The sequence below is a fragment of the Nocardioides aromaticivorans genome (genome assembly GCF_013408525.1).
Classification (GTDB): domain Bacteria; phylum Actinomycetota; class Actinomycetes; order Propionibacteriales; family Nocardioidaceae; genus Nocardioides; species Nocardioides aromaticivorans.
Genome location: NZ_JACBZM010000001.1, coordinates 2368828 through 2384386 on the forward strand (window position 1 = coordinate 2368828; position 15559 = coordinate 2384386).

14 protein-coding genes are annotated in these 15559 nt (G+C 73.5%); 6 read left to right on the forward strand and 8 right to left on the reverse strand.

What is annotated here, in order from left to right:
- Positions 1 to 35: 35 nt before the first annotated feature.
- The 4 genes from BJ993_RS11135 (at position 36) to BJ993_RS11150 (ending at position 5225) form a co-directional block, all read left to right on the forward strand.
- On the forward strand, positions 36 to 1961 hold the full coding sequence (locus BJ993_RS11135; RefSeq protein ID WP_179648855.1) for a sulfatase: 1926 nt from the start codon (positions 36 to 38) through the stop codon (positions 1959 to 1961).
- A gap of 28 nt (positions 1962 to 1989) precedes the next feature.
- Positions 1990 to 2910 (forward strand): AEC family transporter, encoded by a 921-nt coding sequence (locus BJ993_RS11140; protein WP_179648856.1) that lies wholly within the window; start codon positions 1990 to 1992, stop codon positions 2908 to 2910.
- 67 nt (positions 2911 to 2977) lie between these two features.
- Positions 2978 to 4102, forward strand: coding sequence for a YihY/virulence factor BrkB family protein (locus tag BJ993_RS11145; RefSeq protein ID WP_051932033.1), 1125 nt, complete (start codon positions 2978 to 2980; stop codon positions 4100 to 4102).
- A gap of 202 nt (positions 4103 to 4304) precedes the next feature.
- The gene (locus BJ993_RS11150; protein ID WP_179648857.1) at positions 4305 to 5225 is read left to right on the forward strand and encodes a putative endonuclease domain-containing protein; all 921 of its coding nucleotides are present in this window, start codon (positions 4305 to 4307) and stop codon (positions 5223 to 5225) included.
- Positions 5226 to 5659: 434 nt separating this feature from the next.
- Here the strand turns inward: BJ993_RS11150 and BJ993_RS11155 are convergent, their stop codons facing one another.
- Entirely contained in the window at positions 5660 to 6424 is a 765-nt protein-coding gene (locus BJ993_RS11155; protein WP_179648858.1) for a tyrosine-protein phosphatase, read from the reverse strand.
- 118 nt (positions 6425 to 6542) lie between these two features.
- Between BJ993_RS11155 and BJ993_RS11160 the strand changes: the two genes are divergently transcribed.
- Both BJ993_RS11160 and BJ993_RS11165 read left to right on the forward strand, forming a co-directional pair.
- Positions 6543 to 7046 carry a SigE family RNA polymerase sigma factor gene (locus BJ993_RS11160; protein ID WP_179648859.1) on the forward strand — a complete coding sequence of 168 codons (504 nt, stop codon included), beginning with the start codon at positions 6543 to 6545 and terminating at the stop codon, positions 7044 to 7046.
- Entirely contained in the window at positions 7043 to 7744 is a 702-nt protein-coding gene (locus BJ993_RS11165; RefSeq protein ID WP_179648860.1) for a hypothetical protein, read from the forward strand. The genes BJ993_RS11160 and BJ993_RS11165 overlap by 4 nt, the downstream gene beginning before the upstream one ends.
- 4 nt (positions 7745 to 7748) lie before the next feature.
- On the opposite strand, the gene BJ993_RS11170 is transcribed toward BJ993_RS11165, so the two are convergent.
- From BJ993_RS11170 to BJ993_RS11200, 7 genes are read right to left on the reverse strand one after another with little or no spacing between them, the layout of a single operon-like run.
- On the reverse strand, positions 7749 to 8555 hold the full coding sequence (locus BJ993_RS11170) for a DUF1295 domain-containing protein (protein WP_179648861.1): 807 nt from the start codon (positions 8553 to 8555) through the stop codon (positions 7749 to 7751).
- Between the two features lie 7 nt (positions 8556 to 8562).
- A complete protein-coding gene (locus tag BJ993_RS25850; protein ID WP_179648862.1) occupies positions 8563 to 10029 on the reverse strand; it encodes an SAM-dependent methyltransferase in 1467 nt (488 codons plus the stop codon).
- Complete coding sequence (locus tag BJ993_RS11180; protein ID WP_179648863.1) at positions 10026 to 11303, reverse strand: class I SAM-dependent methyltransferase; 1278 nt, start codon at positions 11301 to 11303, stop codon at positions 10026 to 10028. The genes BJ993_RS25850 and BJ993_RS11180 overlap by 4 nt, the downstream gene beginning before the upstream one ends.
- Entirely contained in the window at positions 11300 to 13426 is a 2127-nt protein-coding gene (locus BJ993_RS11185) for an FAD-dependent oxidoreductase (RefSeq protein ID WP_179648864.1), read from the reverse strand. The genes BJ993_RS11180 and BJ993_RS11185 overlap by 4 nt, the downstream gene beginning before the upstream one ends.
- Before the next feature lies 1 nt (position 13427).
- Positions 13428 to 14198, reverse strand: a complete 771-nt coding sequence (locus BJ993_RS11190; RefSeq protein WP_179648865.1) for an anti-sigma factor — start codon at positions 14196 to 14198, stop codon at positions 13428 to 13430.
- The gene (gene sigK, locus BJ993_RS11195) at positions 14195 to 14800 is read right to left on the reverse strand and encodes an ECF RNA polymerase sigma factor SigK (RefSeq protein ID WP_036543641.1); all 606 of its coding nucleotides are present in this window, start codon (positions 14798 to 14800) and stop codon (positions 14195 to 14197) included. Before sigK ends, BJ993_RS11190 begins: the two co-directional genes overlap by 4 nt.
- Before the next feature lie 41 nt (positions 14801 to 14841).
- Positions 14842 to 15519: a fasciclin domain-containing protein gene (locus BJ993_RS11200; protein ID WP_179648866.1), complete on the reverse strand. Its 678-nt coding sequence runs from the start codon at positions 15517 to 15519 to the stop codon at positions 14842 to 14844.
- Between the last annotated feature and the right edge of the window lie 40 nt (positions 15520 to 15559).

Sequence of the window (15559 nt, forward strand, 5' to 3'; positions counted from 1 at the left end):
CTTTAAGTCGAGTAAGTCTATGTAGTATCTCCGGCATGACGACGACCGCCGTGCCCGCCACCCGCCGTACCGTGCTGCGCGGAGCAGCCGTCGGCTGTGCGGGCGCGCTGACCCCGGTCGTGGGAGCAGGCCTCGCCGAGGCCGTCACCGGCACCCCGGCGACGGCCGCCCGCCCGACGGCCGCCCGCCCGGCGGTCGACCGGCCCAACGTCATCGTGGTCTCCATCGACGACCTCGGCTGGGACGAGCTGGGCTGCTACGGCAACCGGTTCAACGAGACGCCGCACATCGACCGGCTGGCGCGCGAGGGTGTCCGCTTCACCCAGGCGTACGCCGCCGCCCCGCTGTGCTCCCCGACGCGGGCGGCCCTGGTGACCGGCCGCTACCCGGGCCGGACCGGGATCACCGACTACCTGCGGGGTGAGGGCGCGGCCAGCGACCTCCACCTGTCGCCGCGGATCCCCGGCATCCCCTCGGTGCTCAAGCCGCGCGGCTACACCACCGGCCACATCGGCAAGTGGCACCTGACGGAGACCTACCACGGGCACTACCGGTCGCGGCCGGGCAACCCGTACGCCCACGGCTTCGACGAGGTGATCCTCTCCGAGCACCGCTACATCGGCGGCGGGGACTACTTCGCGCCGTACGAGTTCCTGCCGGGGGTCCCGGGCCGCACCTCGCACGAGTACCTCACCGACCGGCTCGCCCTCGAGGCCGTCGGCTTCATCCGGCGTCACCGCAACCAGCCGTTCTTCCTGCACGTCGCCAACTACGCGGTCCACACCAAGCTGCGGGGCAAGTCGGCGCTGGTCGAGAAGTACCGCGCGAAGCCCGGTGCGGGCGGGCCGGGCGCGCGGCCGACGCTCGCGGCGATGCTGGAGAGTGTCGACACCCAGGTCGGGCGGATCGTGCGGACGCTGAAGGACCTCGGCATCGCCCGCAACACCCTGCTGCTGGTCACCAGCGACAACGGTGGCCAGAACCGTCCCGCCAACCGGCCGCTGCGCGGCGGCAAGGGCGAGCTGTACGAGGCCGGGATCCGGGTGCCGCTCGTCGCGTGGTGGCCGGGCCAGGCCCCCGGCGGACGGGTGACGTCCGAGCTCGCCAGCACCATCGACATCCTGCCGACGGCGGCCGCGCTCGCGCACGGCACGACCCCGAAGGGCGTCGACGGCATCGACCTGTCGCCGGTCATCCGCGCGAAGGCGCCGAGCGGCCGCGACACGCTCTTCTGGGCCTACCCCCACCACATCGGCGGGTGGCACCCCTCGGCGGCCGTGCGCCAGGGCGGCTTCAAGGTGGTCCGGCGGCTGCGCACCGGGCGCGACGAGCTCTACGACCTGGTCGCCGACCCGGCCGAGACGACCGACATCGCGAAGCGCGCCCCCGAGACCCGCAAGCGACTCTCCGCCCTGCTGACCGAGCACCTCGACGAGCTCGACCTCTTCGCGCCGCCACCGGGCAGCGTGGACTACGCGCGGGTCGCGACGACGGGCGGCTTCCACGCCCTCCCCGGCACGGGCCTGCGCCGCAGCACCGAGCACGTCGCCGCGGGCCGGTTCGCACTGACCATCGCGACCTCCGGCCTGGTCGCGGCCGGCCGGGGCGAGATCCGGCTCGGGGTCGCGCAGGACGCCGACAACCTGCTCGTCGTCCGCTACTCCCACCGACGCCGCGGCGTGCGCTGGGAGCTGCGCCACCGTGGCCGGTCGATCACCCAGGGCGCCGAGCCGGTGCGCACCCTCGACGGCACCGTCGACCTGTCCCGCCCCGGCGCGCGCCTGGGCATGGCGGTCCGCGGCAGCCAGGTGACGGCGTACGGCGACCCGGGCACCGGCCGCTGGCAGATGCTCTTCCGCTTCGACGTCGGCGGCGTGCTCGACTTCGACTCCAGGACCGTGCGCTCGCGCTACCGGTACGCCGCCACGAGCGGGAAGGGCTTCCGCGCACGATTGGCCTGAGCGCCGCCGCCGGTGGTGGGATCGACGTGTGGGTGGAGTGCTCGAGGGGTTCCTGACGATCGCGATCGTGATCTCCCTCGGCGCCCTGCTCGCCCACCTCGGCATCGTCGACGCCGCCGGCCAGCGCAGCCTGTCGCTGGCGTCCTTCTACCTCGCCAGCCCCGCGCTGCTGGTCACCGTGCTCGAGGACTCCGACCCGTCGCGGGTGCTGTCCGGGCCGCTGGTCGCGACGGCGGCCGGGGTGCTGGTGAGCGGGGGCGTGCTGGTGGCGATCGCGATCGTGCGCGGCCTCGACGCCGGTACGACGGTCGTCGCCACCCTCTGCTCGGCCTACGTCAACGCCGGCAACCTCGGCATCCCGATCGCCGCCTACGCGCTGGGCGATGCCGCCCTCGTCGTACCCGCCCTCATGATGCAGCTGCTCTTCCTGCAGCCGCTCGCGCTGACGGTGCTCGACGTCGTGACCAGCCCGGAGCGGCCGACCCTCGGCAGGATCCTGCGCCGCCCGGTCACCAACCCGCTCACCATCGCGTCCTTCGCCGGCCTCGCGCTCGCCGTCACCGACGCCGAGCTGCCGCAGGTCGTCCACGCGCCGCTGGAGCTCGTCGGCGGGATGGCCGTCCCCGCGATGCTCCTCGCGTACGGCGTGGCGCTGCGCCTGGGCCCGCTCCCCGGACGCGGCGTACCCCCGCGCGCGCTGGCCACCGTGTCGCTGCTGAAGATGGTCGTCCAGCCGGTCGCGGCGTACGTCGTCGGCCGGTTCGCCGTCGGGCTCGACGGGCACGACCTGTTCGCCGTGACCCTGCTGTCGGCCCTGCCGACGGCGCAGAACGTCTTCGTCGTGGCGACCCGCTACGACCGCGGGATCCTGCTCGCGCGCGACGCCATCTTCGTCACCACGCTGGCCTCCGCGCCCGTCGCGATCGGCATCGCCGCGCTGCTGGCCTGAGCGCCGCTCGGTCCCGAACAGGGCAGTGGTCCCCGGGTCGTCGTACCCGGAGTTATAGGTTGCGCCTGTGGGACTCGTCGGAGACATCGATCGCGGCCAGCGCCGCAATTCGGTGTTCGGCTTCCCGCTGGCGGTCGTCTACAAGTTCTTCGACGACCAGGGCAACTACCTCGCGGCGATCCTCACCTTCTACGCCTTCCTCTCGATCTTCCCGCTCCTGCTGCTCGCCACGTCGATCCTCGGCTTCATCCTCGAGGGCAACCCGCGGCTGCAGGAGCAGGTCCTCGACTCGGCCCTCGGCCAGTTCCCGATCATCGGCGACGCGCTGGGCCGGCCGGAGGGGATCCAGGGCTCGACGGGCGGTGTCATCGTGGGCTCGCTGACCGCCCTGTACGGCGCCCTCGGGCTCGGCCTCGCGCTGCAGAACGTGCAGTCCGCCGCGTGGGCCGTGCCGCGCAACAGCCGACCCCACCCGGTGATGACCCGGGTCAACAGCCTCTTCATCCTCGCCGTGGCCGGCACCGTGATCTTCACGATCTCGGTCGGCTCCGCGGTCCTCACCGAGACCCGCCTCGTCGGCGAGCTCTCGCAGCACGGCTGGTTCCACTGGCTGGTGCGCCTGCTGACGATCCTCATCCTCGGCGCGACGATGACCGTGCTGCTGCGGATGGCCGCCGCGCGTGCGATCCGCGCCAACGTCATCCGGGCCGCTCCCGGCGGCTACACCATCGCCGTCATGTGGCAGCTCCTGCAGTGGATCGGGACGATCTACGTCACCAACGTCATCGCCAGCGCCGACCGCAACAGCATGGCTGGCGTCTTCGGCGTCGTCCTCGGCCTGATGGGCCTGCTCTACATGGGCGCCGTGATGGGCGTCCTCGGCATCGAGGTCAACGTGGTGCTCGCCCGCCGGCTCTGGCCGCGTGCGCTGCTCACGCCGTTCACCGACTCCGTCGACCTCACCGAGGCCGACCGCCGCGCGTACGCGATGTACGCCCAGATGCAGCGCCACAAGGGCTTCGAGACGGTCGCCGTCCGCTTCGAGGGCCGCGACGGCGACACCCACGACATCGTGCTCGACCCGAGGACCGAGAAGGTCATCAAGCAGCACCTCCCCGGCAAGCCCCCGCGCGCCGAGGCCGTCGACGAGCCCACCCAGCCCTTCCAGCTGCCGGCGCCGCCGGAGATCTGAGTCGCGACGGCTCGGCCGTGGGTGGTCGCGGTGGGTCGCCGTGGTGTGCGTCGTGGGTCGCTGTGGTGTGCGTCGTGGGTCGCCGGGGTTTGCGTCATACGAAGTGGTCGTCGGAACGCTCGGTTCGTATGACGTCCCCACCGTTCTCCACAGCTCGCCGACAGCCGGTGTCGTCCCGAGGGCCACCGGGCACGCACGGCGCATGGATGACGTACGACGTGCGCGGGTCGACGAGCTCGCCGGGAACCAGTCCGGTGTGGTCGGGCGGCGGCAGCTCTACGCGGCGGGCATCACCCGCAGCGACGTGCGCGCGGCACTGCGCGCGCGGCGGTGGCAGCGGGTGAGCGACCAGGTCGTCGCCGTACACAACGGCCCGCTCACCCAGCGCGCCCATGAGTGGGCGGCCGTGCTGCAGGGCGGTCCGCGAGCGCAGCTGGACGGCGCCTCCAGCCTCATCGCCTCCGGCCTCGAGAGGTTCACCGTCGACCGGATCCGGGTGTCGGTCCCGCGAGGTGCGCGGGTGCGTCGTACTCGCTCCTACAACGTTCGCCAGACCCGCCGCTGGTCCGCTGACGACCAGGCACCCGGCGGAATCCCGCGCACGAAGGTCGCCGTCGCCGCCGTCCGCGCGGCGTTGTGGCTCGCCAGCAACGAGCAGGCGCGCCTGGTCCTGACGATGGTCGTCCAACAGGGACTGGCCACACCACAGCAGCTGGGCGAGGAGGCGCTGCGGATCCGCCGCGACCGTCGCCGCGACCTCATCCACGTGACGATCGGCGACCTGCTCGACGGCGCCCGCGCGCTCGGCGAGCTCGACATCAAGCGCGAGCTGCGCCGCCGCGGGTTGCCGGCGCCGCAGCAGCAGGTGCTGCGCAAGGACCGGCGGGGCCGGTACTACCTGGACCTCCACTGGCCCGACCTCGGTGTCGTCGTGGAGATCGACGGCATCCACCACGCGTGGGCCGAGAACGTCGTCGGCGACGCCTTGCGCCAGAACGCCCTCGCGCTCGACGGCGACATCGTGCTGCGCCTGCCACTGCTCGGCCTCCGGATCCAGCCGGACGACTTCTTCGCGCAGATCGCGCGGGCGCTCGACATGGGTCGGCAGCGGAAGGCGGCGTGACGGGTCGTCCGTGCCGTGGGTCGCGCGCGTTACGTCATGCGAAGTGGTCGTTCCAGCGCTCGGTTCGTATGACGTCCGCCCGCACCCGCGCCGGACGGTCGGCAGCGTCATGCGAAGTGGTCGTTCCAGCGCTCGGTTCGTATGACGTCCGCCCGCGCCCGCGTCGGACTGTCCGCAGCGTCATGCGAAGCGGTCGTTCCAGCGCTCGGTTCGTATGACGTCCGCCCGCGCCCGCGTCGGACGGTCCGCAGCGTCATGCGAAGCGGTCGTTCCAGCGCTCGGTTCGTATGACGTCCACCCGCACCCGCGTCGGACTGTCCGCAACGTCATGCGAAGCGGTCGCCCCAGCGCTCGATTCGTATGACGCAAACCCCGGCCACCCCGCAGACCGCGGCGACCCCGGCCACCGCAAGGAGCCGCACCTGCAGGCAGCGTCACTCCGCCCGGAGCAGCCCCCGCAGCCGGCCCAGGACGGCGTCGTCGAGGCCCAGCCCGTCGCGCAGGTACGACGCCCGGTCGCCGTACCGCTCCTCGACGGCGGCCCAGGCGGCGTCGAGGTACTCGATGTCGACGACGAGCGTCGGCTCGTAGACGGCGACGAGGTCGGGGCCGCCGTGCTTCTCGATCTCGGCCTCGACGCGCGCGCGGGAGGCGGCGCTGAGGGCGTTGGTCAGCAGGTAGTCGGACTCGATGGTCGGGTCGTCGACGCCGGCGACGTGGAGCAGCAGGGCGGCGACCCAGCCGGTGCGGTCCTTGCCCTGCGAGCAGTGGAAGAGCTGGGGGCCGCCGGTGGCGAGCTGGCGGAGCACGTCGCCGAAGGCGGTGCGGCAGTGCTGCTCGACGACGAAGCCGCGGTAGACCTCGTCCATCAGCGCGATCGCCTCGGCGCGGCTGGTCAGGCTGGAGAGCCGTTCGATGGGGATGCCGATGGCGTCGAAGTGGAGGTTCTGCACGCCGGGCACCTCGGGGTCGGGGTGCAGCGCGATCTCGGTGGCGGACCGCAGGTCGATGATGGTGTTGAGGCCGATGCGGTGCAGCGCCTCGAGGTCGACGTCGGTCAGCCGCAGGTCGTTGGACCGGTAGAAGACCCCGGTGCGCAGGCGGCCGCCGTCGCTCGTGGCGTAGCCGGTGCCGGCGACGTCGCGGAAGTTGTCGGCCGACGCCAGCCGGAGGTACTCGTCGCTCGCCTGCTCGCTCACGAAAAGTCAGGGTAGGCGGCGTGCAACCATTCCCGGGTCCCGGGTGGTGGAAGAGCACGTGAACACGATGCAGTCCCCGCCTCGGGTGCAGGGAGCCGGCACAGCCTCGGGAGGGTCGATGGACGCACGCGCCGACTTCGACGCCTTCGTCGGCGCCCGGTCCAGTGCGCTGCTGCGGACCGCCTACCTGCTGACGCGCGACCACGCGCTCGCCGAGGACCTGCTCCAGACCGCGTTGACGAAGGCGTGGTTCGCGTGGCGCCGGATCGACGGCGACCCGGAGGCCTACGTCCGCAGGATCCTCGTCAACACCTACGCGACCTGGTGGCGGCGGAGGTGGAACGGCGAGCGCGCGACCGACGAGCTCCCCGAGCCGGCCAGCGGTGGACACCCCACCGCGCACGACCGCAGCGACACGACCCACGACCTGTGGACCGCCCTCGGCCGCCTCCCGCGCCGGCAGCGTGCCGTCGTCGTGCTCCGCTACGTCGAGGACCTCAGCGAGGCGGAGACCGCCCGCGTCCTCGGCTGCAGCGTCGGCAACGTCAAGAGCCAGGCCAGCCGCGCCCTCGCGAAGCTGCGCATCGACCCCGCCCTCACCACCGAGGAGGACCGCGCATGAACACCCTCGACGACCTCCGTCGCACCCTCGCCGACCACACCCCCGACGACGGTGACCTCGCCGCCCGCCCGGCCGCCGTCGCCCGCCGCGTCCAGTCGGTACGACGACGGCGGGCCGCCGTCGCCGCGCTGGCCGCCGTCGCGGTCGTCGGCGGGGGCGCCGTCGCCGCCGTGGTGCGGCCCGCGGGCGACGACTCCGCGCCCCGGCCGGCCGATCGGCGGACGACCACCGCCCCCACCGCTCGCGAACAGGTCACCTTCCGTCCCGAGGCGGGCGGCTACCGGCTCCACTCCTCGGCCCTGGCCGATCCCGGCGACCGCCGGATCGACCTCAGCACGGTGCTGCCGAGCGACGTGCAGTTCGCCGTCCACTGCACGTCGTCGGTGAAGGTGGGGAGCGGGGCCCGCATGCCGTGGGTGACCGTCGACGTCCTGGGCTGGCAGGTGGTCCAGGTGTCCTGCGGCACCGGCGGATCGCCGTACGACGACCCGGCGGCCTACCTCTACGGACCCGACGCCACGTCCGACGGCGGCTTCACGGGACACCGCACCACCGCGGACGGCACCGTGCGGGACCGCCACTTCGCCCCCGACACCAACATCTCGTTCACGGTGCGCCTGACCGACCAGGACGGCCGGCCCTCCGAGCGCCCGATCAGCGACGTCGAGCTCGGCATCGGGATCTACGGCCGGCCCTGAGCCGTCACCGCCGGGGCGGACGCGGCAGGAGCATCGGCGTGCGGGCGGCGTACTCGGGATAGCCGGGGCGCTGCATCATCGTCCGCTCCAGCAGGCGGGCGCCGGTCGCGAAGGCGAGGAAGTAGGTCATCACGACGGGGGCGAGCACGGTCGCCAGGCCGGCGACCCACCCGGACGCGAGTCCGCCGACGAGCCAGATGCCCCACCACACGCACGCGTCGCCGAAGTAGTTGGGGTGGCGGGTCCAGGCCCACAGCCCGGTGTCGAGCACCCGCGGCCGGCGGTCCCGCGGCAGCGCCCGGTACGCCGCCAGCTGCGCGTCACCGACCGCCTCGAAGGCGAGCCCGACGAGCCACAGCACGCCTCCGGCCACCACCAGCGGCCACCACACGACCTCCCGGACCACGCCGACGGTGACGGGCAGGGCGACGAAGGCCAGGGCCGCGCCCTGCACCGCGAAGACCTTCCGGATCGCGACTCCCATCCCGACCGACGTCAGCGGCCCGCCGAGCAGCTCCTCGTAGCGCGGGTCCTCGTCGCGGTGACCGCTGCTGCGGCGATGGATGTGGGCCGCGAGCCGCAGCCCCCACACGACGACGACCGCCACCAGGAAGCAGGTGCGCAGGCCGTCGCCGACGTCGCGGGCCAGGGCGACGGCGCCGCAGGCAAGTGCGGCGACCACGAAGCCGAGGCCCCACGCGACGTCGACGACGGCGACCCGGCGCTGCTGCCGGGCCACCGCGGCGGTCACCCCCATGACAACCACCGCGGCCGCGATCGAGGTCCCGAGAGAGACGAGCAGGTCCGTCATCGGCGGCTCACCACGACCGGGTCCAGGGCAGTCCGTGCGGACCGCCCGGGCGCACCAGCAGGACCTGGTCGACGCCCATCCGGCCGTCCCGGAACGCCATCGACCCGCCGACGAGGTAGAGCCGCCAGACCCGCACCAGCTCCTCGCCGACGAGGTCGGTGATCGCATCGACGTTCGCCTCGAAGCGCTCCAGCCAGCCGGCCACGGTGAGCACGTAGTGCTCGCGCAGGGCGTGCACGTCGCGAGCCTCCAGCCCGGACGCCTCCAGCAGCGCGACGGTCTCCCCGACGGGACGCATGTGCATGTCGGGTGCGATGAACGACTCGATGAACGGCCCGCCGCCGGGCCAGCGCCCGGTCCGGGACATCTGCTGGACGAGCACCCGGCCGCCGGGGCGAACGGCGTCGTGCAGCACCTGCGCGTAGGTGGCGTAGTTGGCCTGTCCGACGTGCTCGCCCATCTCGAGGGAGGCGACGGCGTCGTACAGAGCCTCCGTCCCCCGGCGCCCGTCTGCTGCGCGCCGCGATGCGGGCGCGCTGACTGCGTTGCCGTCGGTCGACGGTGCAACCAGACCGCCTTCGCTCCGGCGCCTTGCCATCGCACCCGCCTCACGGCGCTCGCGACGACGATCGCCGGCGGACGGAGGCTCCGCGCCGCGGTGGGGCACCGCGTCGCGGTAGTCGCAGAGCCGGAACTCCACGAGGTCCGTCAGCCCGCGGCGGCGTGCGGCCGCCTCGGCGAAGCGCTTCTGCTCCGCCGAGATCGTCACGCCGACGACCCGCGCGCCGAACTGCTCGGCCGCGTGCAGCGAGAGCGAGCCCCAGCCGCAGCCCACGTCGAGCAGGCGCATCCCCGGCTCGAGGCCGAGCTTGCGGCAGACCAGGTCGAGCTTCGCGTGCTGCGCCTCGGCGAGCGGCTGGTCGGCGGAGGCGTGGTAGCCGCACGAGTACGCCATCGTCTCCTCGTCGAGGATCAACGAGTAGAAGTCGGCGGTCGTGTCGTAGTGGTGGCTGATCGCGCTGCGGTCGCGGTCCTTGCTGTGCAGCCGGCCGCGGATCCGTGCCTGGGTGGCCGGGGGAGCGGGCGGACGGCCGATGAGGTCCAGTCCGAAGGCCGTCCGCACCGCTCCGGCCAGGGCGCGCACCGGAGGACGGCGGCCCGACAGGCCCCGCTCCTTCGCGACGGCGAACGCGTGGGTGAGCGCGGCGTCGAGGTCGCCGGGCACGTCCAGCTCCCCGGTCACGTAGGCCTGCGCGGCGCCGAGCTCGCCGGGGTGCCACAGCAGGCGGCGCAGCGCCTCGGGGGAGCGCAGCTCCACCACGGGGGAGTCCTCGGGCCCGGCGACCGAGCCGTCCCAGGCGACCAGCCGGACGGGCAGGTCGCCGCCGATGAACGGCCGCAGCGCCTCCTCGAGCCGCGCCGCGACGCCGTCCGTCGCCGGGGCGTGCGGGCGGTGGTGCAGCACGCTGGTCATCGCGCCTCCCGGGTGAAGGTCAGCTGGTGGTCGTCGATGTAGCCGGCGGCGAAGCCTCCGCGGCAGTACTCCAGGTAGAAGTGCCACATCCGCACGAAGGTCTCGTCGAAGCCGAGCGCGGCCACCCGCTCCCGTGCGGCGAGGAAGGCGCGGTCCCACCGCTGGAGGGTCGGCGCGTAGTGGGCACCGAAGGCCAGCTCGTCGCTCACCCGCAGCGAGGTGTGGCGTCGTACGACGTCGTGGATCGCCTCGACCGACGGCAGCGCGCCGCCCGGGAAGATGTACTTGGTGATGAAGGTGTGCGTCGACCGGGTGGCGAGCATCCGGTCGTGCGGCATCGTGATCGCCTGGAGGGCGACCCTCCCGCCGGGCGCCAGGACGTGGTCCAGCGTGCGGAAGTACGTCGGCCAGAACTCCCAGCCGACGGCCTCGATCATCTCGACGGACACCACGGCGTCGTACCCGCCGGCGGGCTCGTCGAGCAGCGCCCGGTAGTCGCACAGGTCGACCCGCACCCGGTCGGCGTGCCCGGCCGCGGCGATCCGCTCGCGGGCCAGCTGCTGCTGCTCGACGGACAGCGTGATGCTGCGGACGTCGGCGCCGCGGGCGGCCGCACGGATCGCGAGCTCGCCCCAACCGGTGCCGATCTCGAGGAGCCGGGTGCCGGGGCCGACACCGGCCTGGTCGAGGAGCCGGTCGATCTTGCGGTGCTGGGCAGCCGCGAAGTCCTCGGTGAGCGCCGTCTCCAGGTCCTCGAAGAGCGCTGCCGAGTAGGACATCGTCGGGTCCAGGAAGGCGGCGAAGAGGTCGTTGGACAGGTCGTAGTGGTGGGCCACGTTGGACTGCGTGTTCTCCCGGGTCCCGCGGTGGCTGCGCGGCAGCCGCGGCGAGACGAGGGCCCGGAGGCGCTGCAGCGACGGCGGCACCAGGTGCGCGACGTCGGCGGCGAGCACGGTCAGGAAGTCGCCGAGGCTGCCGTCGCCGGGCACGCCGTCCTCCGACCAGGCGCCGGTCATGTAGGCCTCGCCGAAGCCGATCAGCTTGTCGCGGCCGATCCGGGCGAAGAGCTCGGCCGGCCGGTGCACCACGACGGCCGGGCCGCCGAGGCCGAGCTCCTCGGTGGTGCCGTCCGGGTGCGCGAGGCGCACGGTGACGTGGAGGCGGCCGATGGCCGAGCGGAACAGCCGCTCGGCGATCCGGGACGACAGGCCGCCGGTGGGCGGCTGACGGAGGCTGGCCCACGGGGCCGTCGTACGGGCGTCGGTGACGGTCATCGGAGGGGACCTTCCTGGAGCTCGCGGGCGGGGACATCGGTGCCGGTGGCGGTGCCGGTGGCGGTGCGGGGCTGCACGGGCAGGCGGCGCGCCCACAGCGCGATGCCGTGGGCCCGGATCAGCGCGGCGCCGCGCAGTCCGGCGAGGGGCAGCAGGGGCGGCGGCGCCGGCTCGCCGGTCAGCCCGGCGTCGAAGCGGGCGCCGTCGGCGGTCCGGAGCCCGACGGCCAGCCGCAGCTGCCCGGTGGTGGCGTCCGGCGGCGGGGCGACCACCTCGTAGTGCCCGTCGGTGCCGTGGAACGGCGAGACGTACAGCGCCTTGTCCACCACGGCGCGCCCCCGTTCGTCGGTGTCGAGCAGGTAGGCGTGCCGCCCGCCGTAGGTGTTGTGCACCTCGACGACGGTGGCTGCGGGACGGCCGCTGCCCTCCCGGTCCCAGCACCAGTGGACCGTGATCGGGTTGAAGCAGTGGCCGAGCATTCGGGGTTGCGCAGCCATCAGCGCGCGGCCGCCCCGCAGGTCGATGCCGTGCGCGGCCAGGAAGCGGTCGAGGCCCTCGCGCACGGTGGTGGTGTCGCCGTCGAAGTGGTCGCGGCCCAGGAACCGGCCGCGACCACCCGGGACACGCCCGCGCTGGTCGACGGCGTCGAGGTCGACGACCCAGAGGCGGGTCCGGTGCTCGAAGCGGTTCTCGATCGGCTCGCGCCGCTGGTGCACCAGGGTGGTCCGGTAGGCCTGGACGGCCTTCCCGCCGCGGATCGTCGCGGCGGCCGGGTTCGGGCCTGCCGGGTCCTCTCCTGGCTTCCCGGCAGGCCCGGGCGCTGGGCCGCCCCACAGCAGGCCCAGTCGTTCGGTGGCGCGCAGCCCGGAGCGCGCGCCGTCCTCGTGGAAGCCCCAGCCGTGGTAGGCCCCCGCGAAGACCAGCCGGTCGCTGTCGATCTCCGGGAGGTGGCGCTGCGCGGCGACCGAGGACGGCGTGTAGAGCGGGTGCGCGTAGTCGCGGCGCACGATGACCGAGTCGGGGTCGACGAGGTCCTCCCCGCCGAGCGTCACGAGGTAGCGGATGCCCGTGGGCAGGCGCTGCAGCCGGGTCATGTCGTAGGTGACGAGCACGCCGGCGCGCTCCGCGGCGGGTCGCCGGAAGTTCCAGGATGCGTGCGCGTCCTCGGCCCGCGGCATCAGGCGGGCGTCGGTGTGCAGCAGGGCGGTGTTGGCGCTGTACGGGATGGCACTAAGCACCTCGCGCTGCGCGGCGGTCGGCTCGGTCAGCATGCCGAGCGCCTGCTCCGGGTGGGCGGCGACGACCACGGCGTCGTACACCTCGGGGCCGGTGGGGGTGACCACCTCGACCCCGCCGGTCGTCTCCCGGACGGAGACGACCGGCGCGCCGGTGCGGATGTCGCCACCGCGCCCCCTGACCGCGGCGGCGATCGCATCGACGTAGGTGCGGGAGCCGCCGGTCACCGTGCGCCAGGTCGGCGATCCGAAGACCTGCAGCATCCCGTGGTGGGACAGGAACGAGAAGAGGTACGCCGCCGGGTAGTCCAGCGCCGTCTCCGGGTCGCACGACCACACCGCCGCCACCAGCGGCTCCATGAAGTGCCGCCGGAAGTACGGCGAGAAGCGGCCCCGGTCGAGGAAGGCGGCCAGGGTCGTCGGGTCGGCCGCCGGGTCCTCCGCCTCGGCGAGCAGCCGGCGCGCGCGCCGGTGGAAGCGCGGGACCTCGCGCAGCATCCGCAGGTAGGCGGGGTTGCGGTGGTTGCCCGCCCCGGCCGGGAAGATCCCGCGCCGGCCGAGCGCGCCGGCCCACTCCAGGCCGGTCACCTCGTCGCTGATCGACATCGACATCTCCGACTCCTGGGTCGGTACGCCGAGCTCGTCGAAGATCCGCAGCAGCACCGGGTAGGTGCGCCGGTTGTGCACGATGAAGCCGCTGTCGATGCGCAGGGTGCGCCCGGTCGCGTCGGTGACGTCGTGGGTGTCGGCGTGCCCGCCGAGCCGGTCGTCGGCCTCGAGGAGCGTGACGTGGGCGCCGTTGGCGGGGTCGGAGGCGACGTACGCCGCGGTGAGTCCGGCGACGCCGGAGCCCACCACGGCGATCCGCCGTGGTGTCGGGGTGGCCATGTCAGGCTTCCAGTGCCAGGACGGCGATCGGTGTGGTCGTCGGCAGCGGCGAGCCGCCGTCGGGCTCGACGGTGATCCCGACCGCCTTCGCCTCCGAGGCGTCCCCGTCGAGGAGGATCTCGTTGTCCGCCTCGTCGGGCATCAGCCCGGCCGGCACCATGGCGCCCTGCGGGGTCTGCAGCCACAGCTCGTAGACCTTGCCCGTCGGGGCGAGGGCCATGTCCTCGGTCTGGATCACGGCGCGACCCTCGCTGCGCGAGACCGTCACCGTGGCTCGGGAGCCGTCGGGGAACTCCTTCTCGACGCTCGTCGCGTCGGCGGCGGTGAGCACCCGGTCGATGGCAGACAGCCTCGGCTCGTCCGTCCGGTTGTCGGCCCACGGCCGCACCAGCGCGGTCCCGACCGCGAGCAGCAGCACCACGGCGGCGGCGACCAGGAGCGGCGTCCGGGCCAGGCGCTGCGCCAGCGAGCGACGGGTACGACGGGCGGCGAGCTCGTCGCCGGAGGTCGGGGTGGCCGTGGGTGTGGTCTCGGACGTGACCGGCGGGAGCGGACGGATCGACGCGATGCCAGCGAGGACGGAGTCCCGCACCGAGCTCGGGGGCTCGACCGGGTCGGTGCCGAGCAGGGCGGCCGCCTCCTGGAGGCTGGCCACCTCCTCACGGCAGTCGGCGCACGTGGCGAGGTGGGCCTCGAAGCGGGCCCGCTCGTCGGCGTCGAGGGCATCGACGGCGTACGCGCCGGAGAGCGCGTGCTGGTCGTGATCGGTCATCGTCCTACTCCGATCGAGTCGCGCAGCCTGATCAGGCCGTCACGGATCCTTGTCTTCGCGGTCCCGACCGGTAGGTCGAGGAGGGCGGCCACCTCCGTGTGGGTGTAGCCGCCGAAGTACGCCAGCTCGATCGCTTCGCGCTGGACGTCGGTGAGGTGGTCGAGGGCGGCGCGGACCCGCCGCGCCTCGAGCGATGCGTGCGCCGCCTCGGCGGTCACGTCGTGGTCGGGCACCTGGTTGCGCTGCTCGTAGGCGACGTCGCGCCGGGTGGCGGCCTCGGCGCTGCGGACCCGGTCGACCGCCTTGCGGTGCGCGATCGTCATCAGCCACGCCAGCGCGCTGCCGCGCGCGTCGTCGTACCGGCTGGCCTGGCGCCAGACCTCGAGGAACACCTCCTGGGTGACCTCCTCGGCCTGGGCCCGGTCGCGGACGACCCGCAGCACGAGTCCGTGGACACGGGCCGACGTGGCGTCGTACAGGGTGGCGAACGCGGCCTGGTCGCCGCGGGCGGACCGCTTCAGCAGGGCCGCCAGGTCGGCGACCGCGCCGGCCGGCGCCCCCTCGTGGGGAGCGCCGGCCGGGTTGCCGGGGACCGGATCCATGGTGCTGATCCTTCCGGAGGAGAGGTGGTCCTGACGAGGGGTCACTTGACCCCGGTCAGCACCTTGTCGATCACGTAGACGGTCGCGTTGGCGGTCGGGATGTTGCCGCACAGCACGTTGGCGGTGACGGTGCCGTCGGAGACGGTCATGCCGGACTCCGGGTCACCGGCGACGGTCAGCTTGTCGCCCGCGAGGGTGTCCTGCTTGCCGGCCACGGCGTCGGCCTTCTCGTTGGCGCCGACCACGTGGTGGGCGAGGATCTTGTAGAGGGCGCTCTTGTCGCCCTTCTCCTTGCCCTCCATGACCAGGCCGTTGAGGTCGGCCTCCGGGATCTCGGCGAAGGCGTCGTTGTACGGCGCGAACACGGTCAGCGCCTCGGCGCCGTTGAGGGTGTCGGCGAGGCCGTCGATGCTGGTGACGGCGGTGACCAGGGTGCTGAGCAGCGGGTTGTTGCTCGCGGCCGTGGCGACCGGGTCCTTGACCATGCCGTCGAAGGAGCCCTTGCCGGAGGTCGGGATCGCCGAGCAGCCGGGACCGAAGGTCTCCGCGCCGGCGCCCTCGGCCATCGGGCTGTCGGAGGAGTCCGACGACTGCGAGGACGTGTCGTCGGAGCCGCTGGTGGGCTCGTCGTCCTCGCTGCTGCACGCGGCGAAGGTGGCGCTCATGGCCAGGATCGCGATGCCGGCGCCGGCGGAGCGGCGGATCTTCTGGAGCTTCATGGTGGTGCCTTCCGTAGGGGGCGTTGGTGTGTCGTCGGGG